Source organism: Streptococcus infantarius subsp. infantarius ATCC BAA-102 (assembly GCF_000154985.1).
GTDB classification, from domain to species: domain Bacteria; phylum Bacillota; class Bacilli; order Lactobacillales; family Streptococcaceae; genus Streptococcus; species Streptococcus infantarius.
In genome coordinates this window covers 185,900-201,221 of record NZ_DS572694.1, presented here as the reverse complement: position 1 = coordinate 201,221, position 15,322 = coordinate 185,900, and the positions used below count along the sequence as shown (strand labels likewise).

The following is a 15,322-nucleotide window of genomic DNA, read 5'->3' as shown; positions in this document are numbered from 1 at the left end:
ATGTCATATGATAAATTCGAAGATATTATAGGTGACTCTATGAAAATTGATAAAAGGCATCTCCTAAATTATTCCATCCTAGTGCCTTATTTAATCCTTTCAGTAATTGGACTGATTGTTGTTTATTCAACAACTAGTGCGACACTGATTCAGTATGGTGTGAATCCCTTTATGTCAGTACTGAACCAGGGTGTTTTTTGGTTAATCAGTCTATTTGCAATTAGTTTTATATATAAGTTAAAATTAAACTTTTTGAAAAACTCTCGTGTTTTGACAATGACCATGATGATAGAAGTAGTGCTCTTGTTGATTGCACGTTTCTTTACCAAGACCGTCAATGGTGCCCATGGTTGGATTGTCATTGGTCCTATTAGTTTCCAACCTGCTGAGTATTTGAAAATCATCATTGTTTGGTTCTTAGCATTTACTTTTGCAAGGCGTCAAGAATTGATTTCAACATATGACTATCAAGCTTTGACTAAGCGCAAATGGTGGCCAACTAAGCTTAGCGATTTGAAAGATTGGCGCGTGTATTCGTTAGTTATGGTTCTTTTGGTTGCGGCGCAGCCTGACCTTGGAAATGCAGCTATCGTCGTTTTGACTGGTTTGATTATGTATTCTATCAGTGGTGTAGGTTATCGTTGGTTTTCAGCTATTCTGGCAACCATCACAGCCTTCTCAACAGTCTTTCTTGGCATAATTGCTATTGTCGGGGTTGATAAGATGGGGAAAGTTCCTGTCTTTGGTTATGTTGCTAAACGTTTCAGCGCCTTTTATAACCCATTTAAAGACTTGTCCGATTCAGGACACCAATTGGCGCATTCATACTATGCGATGAGTAACGGTGGCTGGTTTGGTCGTGGTCTTGGAAATTCTATCGAAAAAGGTGGCTATCTCCCAGAAGCAACCACAGACTTTGTTTTCCCAGGCGTGATGGAAGAACTTGGCATGATTGGTGCAAGCCTTATCCTAGCTTTGCTATTTTTCCTAATCTTGCGCATTATGCATGTTGGTATTAAGGCTAAAAATCCGTTTAACTCAATGATTGCTCTTGGAATCGGAGGAATGATTCTAATGCAAACTTTCGTTAATATCGGTGGAATTTCAGGCTTGATTCCATCTACAGGGGTTACCTTCCCATTCCTATCGCAGGGAGGAAATAGTGTCCTGGTCTTGTCGGTAGCGGTTGGTTTTGTTTTGAATATCGATGCTAATGAAAAACGCGAAGAAATTTATCGCGAAGCAGAAGAACAATTAAAAACCAAGGAAATAACACAAGAATATGATGACAACGTTATCGACCTAGATAGTTTTTATTAGAAATCTCCCCTTTGCGGGAGTTTTTTTGTAACCAAAAGAAATGTGATTCGTTATAAAAGTGAAAAGGGAGGTGAGTAGGATTAAGCTGGATGGTTATGAGGTGGAATTGTTAGGATTCGCTGAGGAGATTAGTTATTATTTGCAAAAATCGGGGGCTAGTGCTGAAAATGCACGTGACATTAGCCAAGATGTTCTCGTTAAAATGCTAGAAAGCGAGATTGTCCTTCCTTTCGAGAAAATGCGGGCATGGATGTACCGTGTGGCAGTTAGGCTCTACATTGACCGCTATCGGCGTGATAAAAAGTATTGGGAAATCTTACAACGTGAATTCTTTAAGGATGAAAATGTCATTGCTTTTGATAGCCCAGATTATGAACCACTTTATCAAGCCGTGGCTTTGTTAAAGGAAAAATATCGCTTGGTGATTGATTTGTATTACTTCCAGAATCTTTCTATAAAGGAGATTTGTCAAGTTCTTGGTATTTCAGCAAGTAAAGCCAAGATTGATTTGATGCGAGGGCGACGCGATTTGCAAAAAATATTAGAGAAAGAAGGGGATTATTATGACGATTTCAAATGATTTTGAAAAAATTAGCTACGAAAAATAAGCGAAAAAATCGCTTGAAAACAGTTGGGATTAGTGTTGGTATGATGTTGATTAGTGCTTTGATTATCTTTTTAGGCTTACGTTCGTTGACAGAACGTCATGCAGAGATGGTCAAAGAAAACTATCTGTTGAGGTCAGAGATTGCCTATCCCAATATCGACTACACCACTTGGGGCTTTGAAGCAAATTCGGAATTTACAGGGACCTTTTATTCACACCGTTCTAAAAATATTGACGGTATTAGTGTCCCTTTTGAAGAGTATCAAGGAAATTATTCAATAATTGGTCCTATGTCAGCTAGTCAAAATGAAGGCTTGGAAGAAGGAGATAGCAATAGCTCCAACTATACACATGGCAATCTCTATAAAGTACCAATCTTCTATAATGTTAATGCTTCCGCTAAGACAGTAAGTATGGAAGTCACACAAGATATTAGTAAGGTTGCAGAAATGACTGGACAGGCTGTGGAAGTAGCAATTACATTTGATAAACCTTACACCTATCAAGAAATTACAGACATGGTCCCTGATAACCTTTTGGTCAATTGGTACTGGATTGGCACATCGAGTACTGTGGATACAGCGAATTTAGCTCTAGATGCCCAACTAGGTTTCGCTCCGTCTTCAATAAATGATTATGCGGCTGATTTTAAGAACTTCAAGTCAAATTTAAAAAAGGCGATTGAGTCAGGTGTCGTTGATTCTCGATATAGCATTGAAGATGAAACATTGTCATTAGAAGATGATGCTAAAACTTACTTGAAAAATAATTCAAATTACAAAACAGCAACCTTTTCTGGGGTTATCTTGACTGGGCGTGCTGAAAATTTTGCTCAGCTTGAAGACAAGGATTGGATTTACGCTTCGAATATCGGACAGAGCGTCACAATTCAGCCATATCACACACTTACGAAATAAAGAATGAAAGTTCTAAAATGAAGCTAGCCACTTGATGGTATCAAAAAACATCTCAGAGAGATATAATGTAATCACCACAACAACATTAGAAAGCCTCCGGGATGCAGGAACTATTATACACCAAAATGGAAACATTTAACACTAGCTGACCGTAGAAATATAGAACGTTGGCTCAAAGAAGGTCATTCCAATCGCGAAATCGCTAGAAGATTAGCCAAAGCTCCTCAAACCATTCACAATGAAGTCAAGAGCGGACAAGTCAGACAACAAGTGCGTAAAGGAAAATACGAGTTAGTTTACTCAGCTGACTTTGCACAGGATGCTTATGATAATAATCGTAAACGTTCTGTGAAGCGGCTTTCTCTAACTAAAGAGCTCAGAGAAAATATTGTCCACTACATCAAACAGAAATACTCTCCTGAAATGATAGTCAAAACAAAGGGTATTAATGTCTCTATCTCAACCATTTATTATTGGATTCATCATGGACAACTAGGCCTAACCAGAGCAGATATGCTTTATCCTCGTAAGGCGACCCCTAAGAAAAAACAAGTCAGCCCCAATTTTAAACTTGCTGGAAAGTCTATTGAGGAGCGACCAGAGAGCATTAATAATCGTGAGAAGCTAGGGGATTTTGAGATTGATACTGTTATTCAAACACGGGCTAAAAACGAGTGCTTATTTGCTCTGACTGACAGGAAGAGTCGCTATCAAATTATTCGGCTTATTCCTGACAAGTCGTCTACTTCAGTTAATCAGGCCTTGAAAGCCATTCTAAAAAACTATCAAATTAACTCTATCACAGCAGATAACGGGACAGAATTCAGTCGCTTAGAGGATGTCTTTGACCCTAAACATATTTATTATGCTCATCCCTATTCTTCTTGGGAAAGAGGAAGCAATGAGAACCATAACAGGCTGATTCGTCGTTGGTTACCGAAAGGAAGCAAAAATGCGACTCCACAACAAGTCGCATTCATTGAAAATTGGATTAATAACTATCCAAAGAAAATTCTAGATTACAAATCTCCTAAAGAGTTTTTACAAACTGGCTAACTTGGACTTGAAATTTAGCACGAAATAAAGAAATAGAGAAATCATAAATAAAATAGTAAAATACTTGCAATTCCCACATAATTTGTTAAAATAGTATGGTAAAGTTAGACTGTATTGCTTACCGTCTATCTATAAAATATATTTTATTGGAGGCTTTTACCCAAATGGCAAAAGAAAAATACGATCGTAGTAAACCACACGTTAACATTGGTACAATTGGACACGTTGACCACGGTAAAACTACTTTGACAGCTGCAATTACAACAGTTCTTGCTCGTCGTCTTCCAAGCGCAGTTAACACACCAAAAGACTACGCTTCTATCGATGCTGCTCCTGAAGAACGTGAACGCGGTATCACAATCAACACTGCACACGTTGAATACGAAACTGAAAAACGTCACTACGCTCACATCGACGCTCCAGGACACGCGGACTACGTTAAAAACATGATCACTGGTGCTGCCCAAATGGATGGTGCTATCCTTGTAGTAGCTTCAACAGATGGTCCAATGCCACAAACTCGTGAACACATCCTTCTTTCACGTCAGGTTGGTGTTAAACACCTTATCGTCTTCATGAACAAAATTGACTTAGTTGACGATGAAGAATTGCTTGAATTGGTTGAAATGGAAATCCGTGACCTTCTTTCAGAATACGATTTCCCAGGTGATGACATTCCAGTTATCCAAGGTTCAGCTCTTAAAGCTCTTGAAGGTGATTCTAAATATGAAGACATCATCATGGACTTGATGAATACTGTTGACGAATACATTCCAGAACCAGAACGTGATACTGACAAACCATTGCTTCTTCCAGTCGAAGACGTATTCTCAATCACTGGTCGTGGTACTGTTGCATCAGGACGTATTGACCGTGGTGTTGTTCGTGTTAATGACGAAGTTGAAATTGTTGGTCTTAAAGAAGAAAGCCAAAAAGCAGTTGTTACTGGTGTTGAAATGTTCCGTAAACAACTTGATGAAGGTCTTGCAGGGGATAACGTTGGTGTTCTTCTTCGTGGTATCCAACGTGATGAAATCGAACGTGGTCAAGTTATTGCTAAACCAGGTTCAATCCACCCACACACTAAATTCAAAGGTGAAGTTTACATCCTTACTAAAGAAGAAGGTGGACGTCACACTCCATTCTTCAACAACTACCGTCCACAATTCTACTTCCGTACAACTGACGTTACTGGTTCAATCGAACTTCCAGCAGGTACTGAAATGGTAATGCCTGGTGATAACGTTACTATCGAGGTTGAATTGATTCACCCAATCGCCGTTGAACAAGGTACTACATTCTCAATCCGTGAAGGTGGACGTACTGTTGGTTCAGGTATCGTTTCAGAAATCGAAGCTTAATTTTAGTTAATTAATTAAGTTCCCAGATAACAATTATTAGTCAGATAGTAATTGTGGAAAGAGTCCCGAAAGGGGCTCTTTTTTTGCAATTTCTTTCATGATTATGTGTAAAAATCCCCTCGAACCTTTAAAAGATGCTGAAAATATGATAAAATAAGGGGGTAAATAAAAATAGAAGAGGTATGTGAAATGTCACGTAAACCATTTATCGCTGGTAACTGGAAAATGAACAAAAATCCAGAAGAAGCTAAAGCATTCGTTGAAGCAGTAGCTTCTAAATTGCCTTCATCAGAACTTGTTGAAGCTGGTATCGCAGCTCCTGCACTTGACCTTTCAACAGTTCTTGCTGCAGCTAAAGGTTCAAACCTTAAAGTTGCTGCTCAAAACTGCTACTTTGAAAACGCTGGTGCTTTCACTGGTGAAAACAGCCCTAAAGTATTGTCTGAAATGGGAACTGACTACGTTGTAATTGGTCACTCAGAACGTCGTGAATACTTCCACGAAACTGACGAAGATATCAACAAAAAAGCTAAAGCAATCTTTGCTAATGGTATGCTTCCAATCATCTGCTGTGGTGAAACTCTTGAAACTTACGAAGCTGGTAAAGCTGCTGAATTCGTAGGTGGACAAGTTTCAGCTGCTCTTGCTGGATTGTCAGAAGAACAAGTTTCTTCACTTGTTATTGCATACGAACCAATCTGGGCTATCGGTACTGGTAAATCAGCTAGCCAAGATGACGCACAAAAAATGTGTAAAGTAGTTCGTGACACAGTTGCAGCTGACTTTGGTCAAGCAGTAGCTGATAAAGTTCGCGTTCAATACGGTGGTTCAGTTAAACCTGAAAACGTTGCAGCTTACATGGCTTGCCCAGACGTTGATGGTGCCCTTGTTGGTGGTGCATCACTTCAACCAGAAAGCTTCCTTGCTCTTCTTGACTTTGTAAAATAATCAAGAATCATTGAAGTCATATTAAAAACTACTTGTCTTAGGACAGGTAGTTTTTTATGCTAAAAAGCTTGGAACATATGTTCCAAGCTTTTGTTTTTAATAACGTCCAAGAATTTTTTTGAGATTATGGATAAGTTTGTATTTGAGTGGATGTGGGTAATAACGGAATGTTCCCATCTTACGAACGATGTAGCCATTGAAGTTCTGTTTAAAACGAAGAACACCGTCTGACCCGTCAAAGATTCCTTGAATGCCTAGGAAGTTATATAAAGTAATCCCTTTTTGTAATGAACGCTTCATTGCATGGTATTGAAGCAAGAAAGCAGCAGAAAATTTCTGATATTTAGTATAAGATCCTCCAAATAAATAAGTGACTTCCGAAGGGGTATAGATTATGAGAGCACATGCTAAAGGAACGTTTTCAGATTCTTTACCAGCTAAAGTTCCCTGAACAATATTCTTTTGTTTCTCTAGTTTTTGTAATTGTTGTTCATATTGTTTAGCGGATGGATTTAGCAAGGAAATTTTCTGATCCAAGTGAGCAAGGGCAGCTGTTGAATTGATCTCAGCAACTACGAATTCCGCATTTGGACCAAAACTATCATACAAATCATAGTAGTAACTCAGACTTTTATCCTCAAAACCTTGTCTCTTACCAGTTTCCTCGATAATTTGTTTAAACTGAGGGATTTCTTCTCTGGTAATGTTTCGGATGGAAATACCATAGTTTAGGGCAGTAGTAATATTGCGACTACAGTTTTTGTTGAAGGATTTTAGTAGAGATTTTGTGTCATCTCCTTTGATAGTTTTTAGATAGTGCCAAACAGGTTCTCCTTCAGGATAACCTGTTTGGAAACCATCATGTTGATAACCTAAGTTTTTAAGTGTATCTAAAAAATGACTCTGTTCTTCACTGATTGGATTGCCGTCACTGTCAAAGGTTTGATAGTTATCATAGGGTTTGATAACTAGTTCAATAGCGCCATTCTTTTTCGCATAGTCTTTTAATGCTACATAGAAGGGCTCTAGCAGGGTTTCCTCTTGGTAGAGGGGCCCAGAATTGATTTCCATATGGAGACCACCAGTCATTGGCAAGCTAAAGAGAACGGCAGCAACTTGCAGTGTCTCTTCATCTTTTAGCCCAAGATAGGTTACTTGGTACCCACGTTTTTTTAATAAATCCGCCATCTCTACCGATTGCATAAATGATTTGTGAGAGACGGTGTTGTAAAAAGTCTCAAAAACTTTTTTATCGATAATCTCAAGAGAGTTCATTGATGGTTATTTCTCCTTTGTTTGCGAATATTGTAAGCCAAGTTTGAAAGTTTGTAAAGCAAACCATTTACTGGAATGTTAAATTCTCCAATGAATTCTTCAATTGTTGGATTGAAGTTTGATTTAAATTTTGTCAAACCATCATCAAGCGTTCCTTCAACACCACCCATGTTTGCCCAAATGATTCCGTCAGCATATGCGTCTTCGAATACTTTTGGATAAAGTGAGTATTGAGGGTAGAATTTTTTGAACTCGTCGTTCATACCAGCGTAAAGCATCTCCATAACGTTACCAAATGATACTGACAGAATTCCAGCGATGATAAGTTCATCTGGGTATTTTTCAACGAATTCTTCAAATTCTTTAATGTATTTAGTAACAGAATTTTTTTGTTGAGTGAGTTTTGTCAAACGTTTCTTTTGGTGTTCAGCTGTTTCAGACAAGTCTTTCTCGATTTTAGCCAATTGTTCTTTGTATTCAGCCAAACGCTTTGGTAAGTTAACTTTTGCCAAGTGTAGGTAAGCATCATCACCATAAATTTCCATCATTTTACGGAAGTAATCTTCGTTACGAAGAGCAACACCTTTGCGGTTTTCTGTAAGGGCAACGACATCAGCAAAAGCTTTGACGTCATCGATTGTACCACGCGTAGTGATAACACCACGGTGAACGGCGTCTTTCATCAAACGTTTTGTGTGTTTAGGGAAAGTTGTTGTCATGTCTTCTTGTGTGTAGACATTGGCTTGGAAACGAGGTTGGATGCTTTCAGCAATTGTTGTTGTGCGTCCAGTCCATTCGCAACCAGCTGCTTTCAAGTTGTCGATTGCAAGAAGTGTATCTTTGTTTTCATCAACTTCTTCACCGATTTTGTATTGTTTTAATAACAATGCTGGATCCATCTTGATGAATAGAGCATGTTTTGTTTTACCATATTTTTTAAGTGAGCTAATCACGAAAGCAACGAGTTCTTTATCGCTGTAGTCCATGATTGGTCCACGTGGAATGTAAAGCATAGTAAAGCCAAGTGGCAAAGCTTTGATAAGGACAGAAGCGGAAGCGACTAATTGGTCGTCTTTGTAGAAACCAATACGTTCATTGTCCCAGTTATCCTTGATTTTTGCCCAATTTGAAGATTGTAAAAGGTTAGTTTGGTTACTTGCTTTTGCAAAATTATCGTGTTCTTCAGCTGAGATACCGATTTTATAGCTATACATTATTTTAAGACCCACTCTCTAAGGGCGTGTGCAACGCCACTTTCTTCGTTTGATTTTGTAATATATTTAGCAATTTCTTTAAGCTCAGGTGTACCATTTTCCATAACGACAGGGTTACCAACAGCTTCAAGCATGGTACGGTCGTTTTCAGCATCGCCGATTGCCATAGTCTGGTCAGGAGTAAGCCCCATTTTTTCAGCAAGGTGTTTGATGGCATTTCCTTTGCTGGCTTTTTTGTTCATGAATTCTAGATAAAATGGTGTTGATTTAACGATAGTGTATTTATCGAAGAACTCTTGTGGAATTTTTTTTATGGCTGCATCGAGGATTTCAGGTTCATCGATGAACATCATTTTAATAATTTCTTTATCGCCCATTTCTTCTGGAGTGCGGTAAAAAATTGGCATGTTAACCAAACTTGATTCATGAACCGTGTATTTTCCAATGTTGCGGTTAGCGGTATAAATTCCTTTTTTCGTGATGGCATGCATGTGAACATCTAATTTACGGCTAAGGAACTCAATATCAAGATAGTCTTCGTAAGTCATGGTTTCCGTGATGATGTTTTCACCGGTTGACGTATCTTGGACTAGTCCACCATTGAAGGTAATAACATAATCGCCTTCTTCTCTTAGATTTAATTCGTTAAGAAGTGGCTGAACACCGGGAATTGGGCGCCCAGTTGCGATAATGACCTTAACACCTTGTTTTTTAGCTTCTTGAACAGCTTCAAAAACCTCAGGCGTTACTTTACGGTCGTTGGTTAAAAGTGTGCCGTCGATGTCGACAGCGACTAATTTAATAGACATAAGGTTAGTTTACCCCTCCTAAAGAATCTCTACCTATATATCTTACTAAAAAGTGGCTTATTTGTCATGGGGAACACAAGGAATTCTAAGAGGTACCGTTTTCATTTTAAACAAAGAAAAGAAGCTAGGTGAAACCTAGACAATTTGTCATTAGTTTCATTTCTAACTTCTTAATTGGGTGAGACAAAATGATCATTTGAGATATAGCTCATAAATTCCTTTTTGGTGTGTGCAAATAAGTCATCATCACTGAGCATTTCTTTTGGAAAGTAAAAACGTCTATCGCCATAAATGGTACCTGTCAAAGTTTTGACAATTGGTGAGATAGTTGATAATTCAACAACTGAACCATCTTTTTGAATCATGTTAATCTCAGTGCGAGGTTCTTTCTTTTCTGGGCGATAAATATCGTAAGGAAGATCAAAATTAACATGAATACCAGTGTAATAGTCTGGGTCAAAACCAACAGATTTTACCAATTCAACTAAATGACTGAGGTCCTTACGAGATTCTTCTTCGAAAGTTACGGATTTGAAAACCTTACGGTTAACAAAACGGCTGGCTAAATCTGCTAGAATGTCATCTTCAGCAGCCATCCAAGCTTGAAAATAAGTGTTCATCACACCATCATCCAGCGATAAATAATCGGCTAGACTAGCTTGATTAGTTAAAAATGGAATGAGATTTGGTGACGTTTTTTTAAAGAAGTGGCTATCAATGTGATAAAGGTATTTAGCACGTTTTAAGAGATTTTGCAGCAAGACTTCCATAGCTCGGCTAGCGGGGTGGAAATAGACTTGCATGTACATTTGAAATCGACTCACAATGTAGTCTTCGACAGCGTGCATGCCGTTATATTCAAAGACAATGCCGTCAGCTGTTGGACGAATAACACGCAAGATGCGTGTCAAATCAAATTGACCATATCTTGCTCCACTGTAGTAGGAGTCGCGCAAAAGGTAATCCATTCGGTCGCAGTCAATCTGGCTAGAGATGAGTTGCACCACTTGCTTGTTGTGGTAAGTGTGGTTGATGACACTTGCCACATTTTCAGGAAAATCTGGGGATACTCCGCGTAAAATCGCATTAACTTCCGTGTCAGGACTAGTGATAATTTCTTGAGTAATAGCTTCGTGGTCAGTATCGAAAAGCTTTTCAAAAGTGTGTGAATAAGCACCATGCCCCACATCGTGTAAGAGGGCTGCTACCATGGTTAAAAGATTTTCATTAGAATCCCAAATCTCTGGAAATTTGGCATCAAAAATCTCAGTTACTCGTCTAGCAATTTCATAAACGCCTAAGCAGTGTGAAAAGCGACTGTGCTCAGCGCCATGAAAGGTGAAAACAGTTGTCGAGACTTGTTTGACACGACGTAGACGCTGAAATTCTTTACTATTGATAAGGTCATAAATGACCGGATGATTGACGGTTATATAATTGTGAACAGGGTCACGAAATACTTTTTCATTCATAGTTTCATTATAACAAAAAAGCTAAAAAAGCTAAGGGTTTAACTCTTGAAATAATCTTGTTTACGAAATTTAAAAAATTGCTTATAATGGAGTCTATGACAAATGAATTTATCTTACGTTTAATCCAGATTTTTTTGGTTTTCTTAATTATTTGGATTTTTGGAAATATCATCTTGCATGCCAAGAAAAATAAAATTAATTTAAAGGAAAGATTCTGGACAGGTCTATGGATAGGCTATCTGACAGATTTACTAGATACTTTAGGAATTGGAACGTTTGCGACTAGTACGGCGCTTTTTAAGGCAACAAAATTAGTCAAGGATGATAAACAGATTCCTGCAACCTTATCAACTGCTCACGTCATTCCAGTCTTGATTGAGGCACTTTGCTTTATCACGATTGTGAAAGTGGAATTGCCAACCTTGTTAGCGATGGCAACGGCTTCTTTTGTGGGAGCTCTTGTCGGTACACGTCTTACGAAAAACTGGGACACACGTCATGTTCAAAGAGCTTTAGGAACGCTGTTGATTATTGCTGCGCTTATCATGGTTTATCGCATGATTGCAAATCCTAGTGCAGGAATGGGTGACGGTGTTCACGGTCTTCACGGCATTTGGCTTTTGGTTGGTATAGTGTTTAATTTTACGATTGGTATTTTGATGACCATGGGATTAGGAAACTATGCTCCAGAATTGATTTTCTTTTCAATGCTTGGGATTAATCCGTCGATTGCACTTCCAGTGATGATGCTTGACGCAGCAGTTATCATGTCAGCAAGTACGACAGAATTTATTAAATCTGGTCGTGTGAATTGGCCGGGGGTTCTAGGTATCATTATTGGTGGTTCTTTTGGTGTTTTGACAGCAGCATTTTTCCTCAGTCAGCTGGATATCAATAAGTTTAAAATACTGATTGTTTTCATCGCTATTTTTACTGGAACAAGTTTGTTTCGTTCATCAGCGATTAAGCGTTAAACCAGCGTTATTATTAGCTTTCCGAAGAAAGAATTGGTATAATTTTAGAGAAAGGAAGAAGCTTACTTAGATGAAACTTCATATTAAGAATAAAATTGATTTAGATGGACAAGTTGAGTTAGTTGAGCAATCATACCCAGTCAAATTAACCGAAAAAAATGGTCATATCTACCTTACCTACACCAATGAAGAAAAAGAAACGGTTATGCTTAAGTGTAATGACCAAGAGTTGATTATGACACGTTTTTCAATGCCAAAATCAATCATGCGATTTCATCGCGAACTGCCAGCTTTAGTTGCTATTCCAACTCCAGTTGGTATGCAACATTTACAAACACAAACCAGTGTTTATGAGTTGGATACCAAAGAGCAAAATCTTAAAATCCACTATCAACTAAAACAAATTGAAGGAGATAATGTTTTTGCGAACTATCAGCTAGAAATTAAGTGGTTGTAAGCTTAACCAAAGCTTGATGTATCAAGCCTTGAGACTCATGTGTTTAGTTGACAAATGGTTTTAAAATTGATATGATTACTTTGTATTCAAGGGAGTAGCAGACGGGTAAAGCCCGTGACATGGTCGTCATTACGAAAGAAATTTCCGGCCCTGTCTTAAACAGCGAGACTTGTTTTAAAAAAACAGGTCTCTTTTTCTATAGAGGAGACCATAGGAGGAAGTTATTTTGTCTAAAGAACAAAGTAAAGCTCTGTTTTATACACAGAGCAAAGATGAAACATTGGAAACTCTGAAGTCATCACGTGATGGTTTGTCTACAGACGAAGCTCAAAAACGCTTGGACGAATTTGGTCACAATGAACTTGATGAAGGTGAAAAACGTGGTTTGTTTGCGAAATTCATCGATCAGTTCAAAGATTTGATGATTATCATTTTGTTGGTCGCTGCGGCTCTTTCTGTTATTACAGAAGGAATGCACGGATTGACAGATGCTTTAATCATTCTTGCTGTTGTCATCTTGAACGCAGCCTTTGGTGTTTACCAAGAAGGTCAAGCAGAAGCAGCGATTGAAGCACTAAAAGACATGTCTAGTCAGATTGCGCGTGTTCGTCGTGATGGCCATGTGGTGGAAATTGACTCACGCGAATTAGTGCCTGGTGATATTGTCATGCTTGAAGCAGGGGATGTTGTTCCAGCAGATATGCGTCTTTTAGAAGCTGCATCATTGAAAATTGAAGAAGCAGCTTTGACCGGTGAATCTGTTCCAGTTGAGAAAGATTTGTCTGTTGATGTTCCAGCTGATGCAGGTATCGGTGACCGTGTGAATATGGCTTACCAAAACTCAAATGTTACCTACGGACGTGGTGTTGGTGTGGTTGTTAACACTGGTATGTTTACCGAAGTTGGTAAAATTGCTGATATGCTTGCAAATGCAGATGAAACAGACACACCACTTAAACAAAGCCTTAACCAATTGTCTAAAGTATTGACTTACTTGATTGTAGGGATTGCTGCTGTTACTTTCCTTATCGGTGTCTTTGTTCGTGGTGAAGCTCCGCTTAACGGATTAATGGTTGCCGTTGCACTTGCTGTTGCTGCTATTCCAGAAGGTTTGCCAGCCATTGTAACAATCGTTTTGTCAATGGGGACAACAACCTTGGCCAAACGTAATGCTATCGTTCGTAAATTGCCAGCTGTTGAAACACTTGGTTCTACAGAAATCATTGCCTCAGATAAAACAGGGACATTGACAATGAACCAAATGACAGTTGAAAAAGTGTACACAAATGGTCAATTGCAAAATGCTACTAGCGAAATTTCAGCTGATAACAACACACTTCGTATCATGAACTTTGCCAATGATACAAAAATTGATCCAAATGGTAAATTAATCGGAGACCCAACTGAAACAGCACTTGTTCAATTTGGTCTTGACCATAGTTTTGACATTCGTGAAGTTCTTAAAAAAGAACCACGTGTGGCAGAATTACCATTCGATTCTGAACGTAAATTAATGTCAACGATTCACAAAGAAGCTGATGGTAAGTACCTTGTTGCTGTTAAAGGTGCACCAGATCAATTGCTTAAACGTGTGACTCGTATCGAAGAAAATGGTCAAGTTCGTGATATTACAGCTGATGAGAAGCAAGCTATTTTGCAAGTCAATAAAGACCTTGCAAAACAAGCTCTTCGTGTTTTGATGATGGCTTATAAATATGTTTCTGAAGTGCCAACGCTTGAATCAGAAATTGTTGAGTCTGATTTGATTTTCTCAGGTCTTGTCGGAATGATTGACCCAGAACGTCCAGAAGCAGCGAAAGCTGTTGCTGTTGCTAAGGAAGCTGGTATTCGTCCAATTATGATTACTGGTGACCACCAAGATACAGCAGAAGCTATTGCTAAACGTCTTGGTATCATTGAAGATGACGGTCAAGACCACGTCTTCACAGGTGCTGAACTTAATGAATTGTCAGATGAAGAATTCCAAAAAGTTTTCAAACAATATTCAGTTTATGCACGTGTGTCTCCTGAACACAAAGTCCGTATCGTTAAAGCTTGGCAAAATGAAGGTAAAGTTGTTGCCATGACTGGTGACGGTGTTAATGATGCACCATCACTTAAGACAGCTGATATCGGTATCGGCATGGGGATTACTGGTACAGAAGTTTCTAAAGGGGCTTCTGACATGGTCCTTGCTGATGATAACTTTGCAACGATTATCGTCGCTGTTGAAGAAGGACGTAAGGTCTTCTCTAATATCCAAAAATCAATTCAATACCTTCTTTCAGCTAATATGGCAGAAGTCCTCACAATCTTCTTTGCCACACTATTTGGTTGGGATGTTCTTCAACCTGTACACCTTCTTTGGATTAACTTGGTAACAGATACGCTACCAGCGATTGCGCTTGGTGTTGAACCAGCTGAACCAGATGTGATGACTCACAAACCTCGTGGACGTAAATCAAACTTCTTTGATGGTGGGGTTATGGGCGCAATTATCTATCAAGGTATTTTCCAAACTTTACTTGTTTTAGGTGTTTACGGATGGGCATTGATGTTCCCAGAACATGCTTCAAACCGCATGATGCACGAAGATGCTTTGACAATGGCGTTTGCAACTCTTGGTTTGATTCAATTGCTCCATGCCTTTAACGTTAAGTCTGTTTACCAATCAATCTTTACAGTTGGAGCTTTCAGAAATAGAACCTTTAACAGGGCAATTCCAGTAGCCTTCCTACTATTGATGGTAACTATTGTAGTACCTGGATTTAACCAATTATTCCACGTTTCACACTTGAGTGTGACACAATGGTTAGCAGTCATCATCGGAAGCTTGCTCATGGTTGTTTTGACAGAAATTGTCAAAGCTATCCAACGTGCCCTTGGTCAAGATGAAAAAGCTATTTAAAATA

Annotated in this window: 12 protein-coding genes and 1 pseudogene; 9 read left to right on the top strand and 4 right to left on the bottom strand. The window is 38.7% G+C overall.

Annotated features, from left to right (window positions below; translation table 11 throughout):
- Positions 1 to 39: 39 nt before the first annotated feature.
- The 6 genes and pseudogenes from ftsW to tpiA all read left to right on the top strand — a co-directional run bounded on the left by ftsW (position 40) and on the right by tpiA (position 6,209).
- Positions 40 to 1,320, top strand: a complete 1,281-nt coding sequence (gene ftsW, locus STRINF_RS08570) for a cell division peptidoglycan polymerase FtsW (RefSeq protein WP_043878443.1) — start codon at positions 40 to 42, stop codon at positions 1,318 to 1,320.
- 70 nt (positions 1,321 to 1,390) lie between these two features.
- Complete coding sequence (locus STRINF_RS08565) at positions 1,391 to 1,900, top strand: RNA polymerase sigma factor (RefSeq protein WP_014294969.1); 510 nt, start codon at positions 1,391 to 1,393, stop codon at positions 1,898 to 1,900.
- Positions 1,884 to 2,844 (top strand): annotated as a pseudogene (locus STRINF_RS08560) (anti sigma factor C-terminal domain-containing protein). The gene STRINF_RS08565 and the pseudogene STRINF_RS08560 overlap by 17 nt, the downstream one beginning before the upstream one ends.
- 84 nt (positions 2,845 to 2,928) lie before the next feature.
- Positions 2,929 to 3,900, top strand: coding sequence for an IS30 family transposase (locus STRINF_RS08555; RefSeq protein ID WP_043878442.1), 972 nt, complete (start codon positions 2,929 to 2,931; stop codon positions 3,898 to 3,900).
- A 164-nt stretch (positions 3,901 to 4,064) separates the two neighbouring features.
- Positions 4,065 to 5,261, top strand: a complete 1,197-nt coding sequence (gene tuf / locus STRINF_RS08550) for an elongation factor Tu (RefSeq protein ID WP_043878441.1) — start codon at positions 4,065 to 4,067, stop codon at positions 5,259 to 5,261.
- A gap of 189 nt (positions 5,262 to 5,450) precedes the next feature.
- Positions 5,451 to 6,209, top strand: a complete 759-nt coding sequence (gene tpiA, locus STRINF_RS08545) for a triose-phosphate isomerase (RefSeq protein ID WP_006532716.1) — start codon at positions 5,451 to 5,453, stop codon at positions 6,207 to 6,209.
- 96 nt (positions 6,210 to 6,305) lie between these two features.
- Here the strand turns inward: tpiA and STRINF_RS08540 are convergent, their stop codons facing one another.
- The 4 genes from STRINF_RS08540 to STRINF_RS08525 all read right to left on the bottom strand — a co-directional run bounded on the left by STRINF_RS08540 (position 6,306) and on the right by STRINF_RS08525 (position 10,979).
- A complete protein-coding gene (locus tag STRINF_RS08540; protein WP_006532715.1) occupies positions 6,306 to 7,484 on the bottom strand; it encodes an aminoacyltransferase in 1,179 nt (392 codons plus the stop codon).
- Positions 7,481 to 8,698: an aminoacyltransferase gene (locus tag STRINF_RS08535; RefSeq protein ID WP_006532714.1), complete on the bottom strand. Its 1,218-nt coding sequence runs from the start codon at positions 8,696 to 8,698 to the stop codon at positions 7,481 to 7,483. Before STRINF_RS08535 ends, STRINF_RS08540 begins: the two co-directional genes overlap by 4 nt.
- The gene (gene yidA / locus STRINF_RS08530; protein ID WP_006532713.1) at positions 8,698 to 9,507 is read right to left on the bottom strand and encodes a sugar-phosphatase; all 810 of its coding nucleotides are present in this window, start codon (positions 9,505 to 9,507) and stop codon (positions 8,698 to 8,700) included. Before yidA ends, STRINF_RS08535 begins: the two co-directional genes overlap by 1 nt.
- A 170-nt stretch (positions 9,508 to 9,677) precedes the next feature.
- Complete coding sequence (locus STRINF_RS08525; RefSeq protein ID WP_006532712.1) at positions 9,678 to 10,979, bottom strand: HD domain-containing protein; 1,302 nt, start codon at positions 10,977 to 10,979, stop codon at positions 9,678 to 9,680.
- A 95-nt stretch (positions 10,980 to 11,074) separates the two neighbouring features.
- Between STRINF_RS08525 and STRINF_RS08520 the strand changes: the two genes are divergently transcribed.
- The 3 genes from STRINF_RS08520 to STRINF_RS08510 all read left to right on the top strand — a co-directional run bounded on the left by STRINF_RS08520 (position 11,075) and on the right by STRINF_RS08510 (position 15,318).
- Positions 11,075 to 11,953: a sulfite exporter TauE/SafE family protein gene (locus tag STRINF_RS08520; protein WP_043878440.1), complete on the top strand. Its 879-nt coding sequence runs from the start codon at positions 11,075 to 11,077 to the stop codon at positions 11,951 to 11,953.
- A gap of 70 nt (positions 11,954 to 12,023) precedes the next feature.
- The gene (locus STRINF_RS08515; RefSeq protein ID WP_006532710.1) at positions 12,024 to 12,410 is read left to right on the top strand and encodes a YwiB family protein; all 387 of its coding nucleotides are present in this window, start codon (positions 12,024 to 12,026) and stop codon (positions 12,408 to 12,410) included.
- 226 nt (positions 12,411 to 12,636) lie between these two features.
- Entirely contained in the window at positions 12,637 to 15,318 is a 2,682-nt protein-coding gene (locus STRINF_RS08510; RefSeq protein WP_006532709.1) for a cation-translocating P-type ATPase, read from the top strand.
- The last annotated feature ends 4 nt before the right edge of the window (positions 15,319 to 15,322 follow it).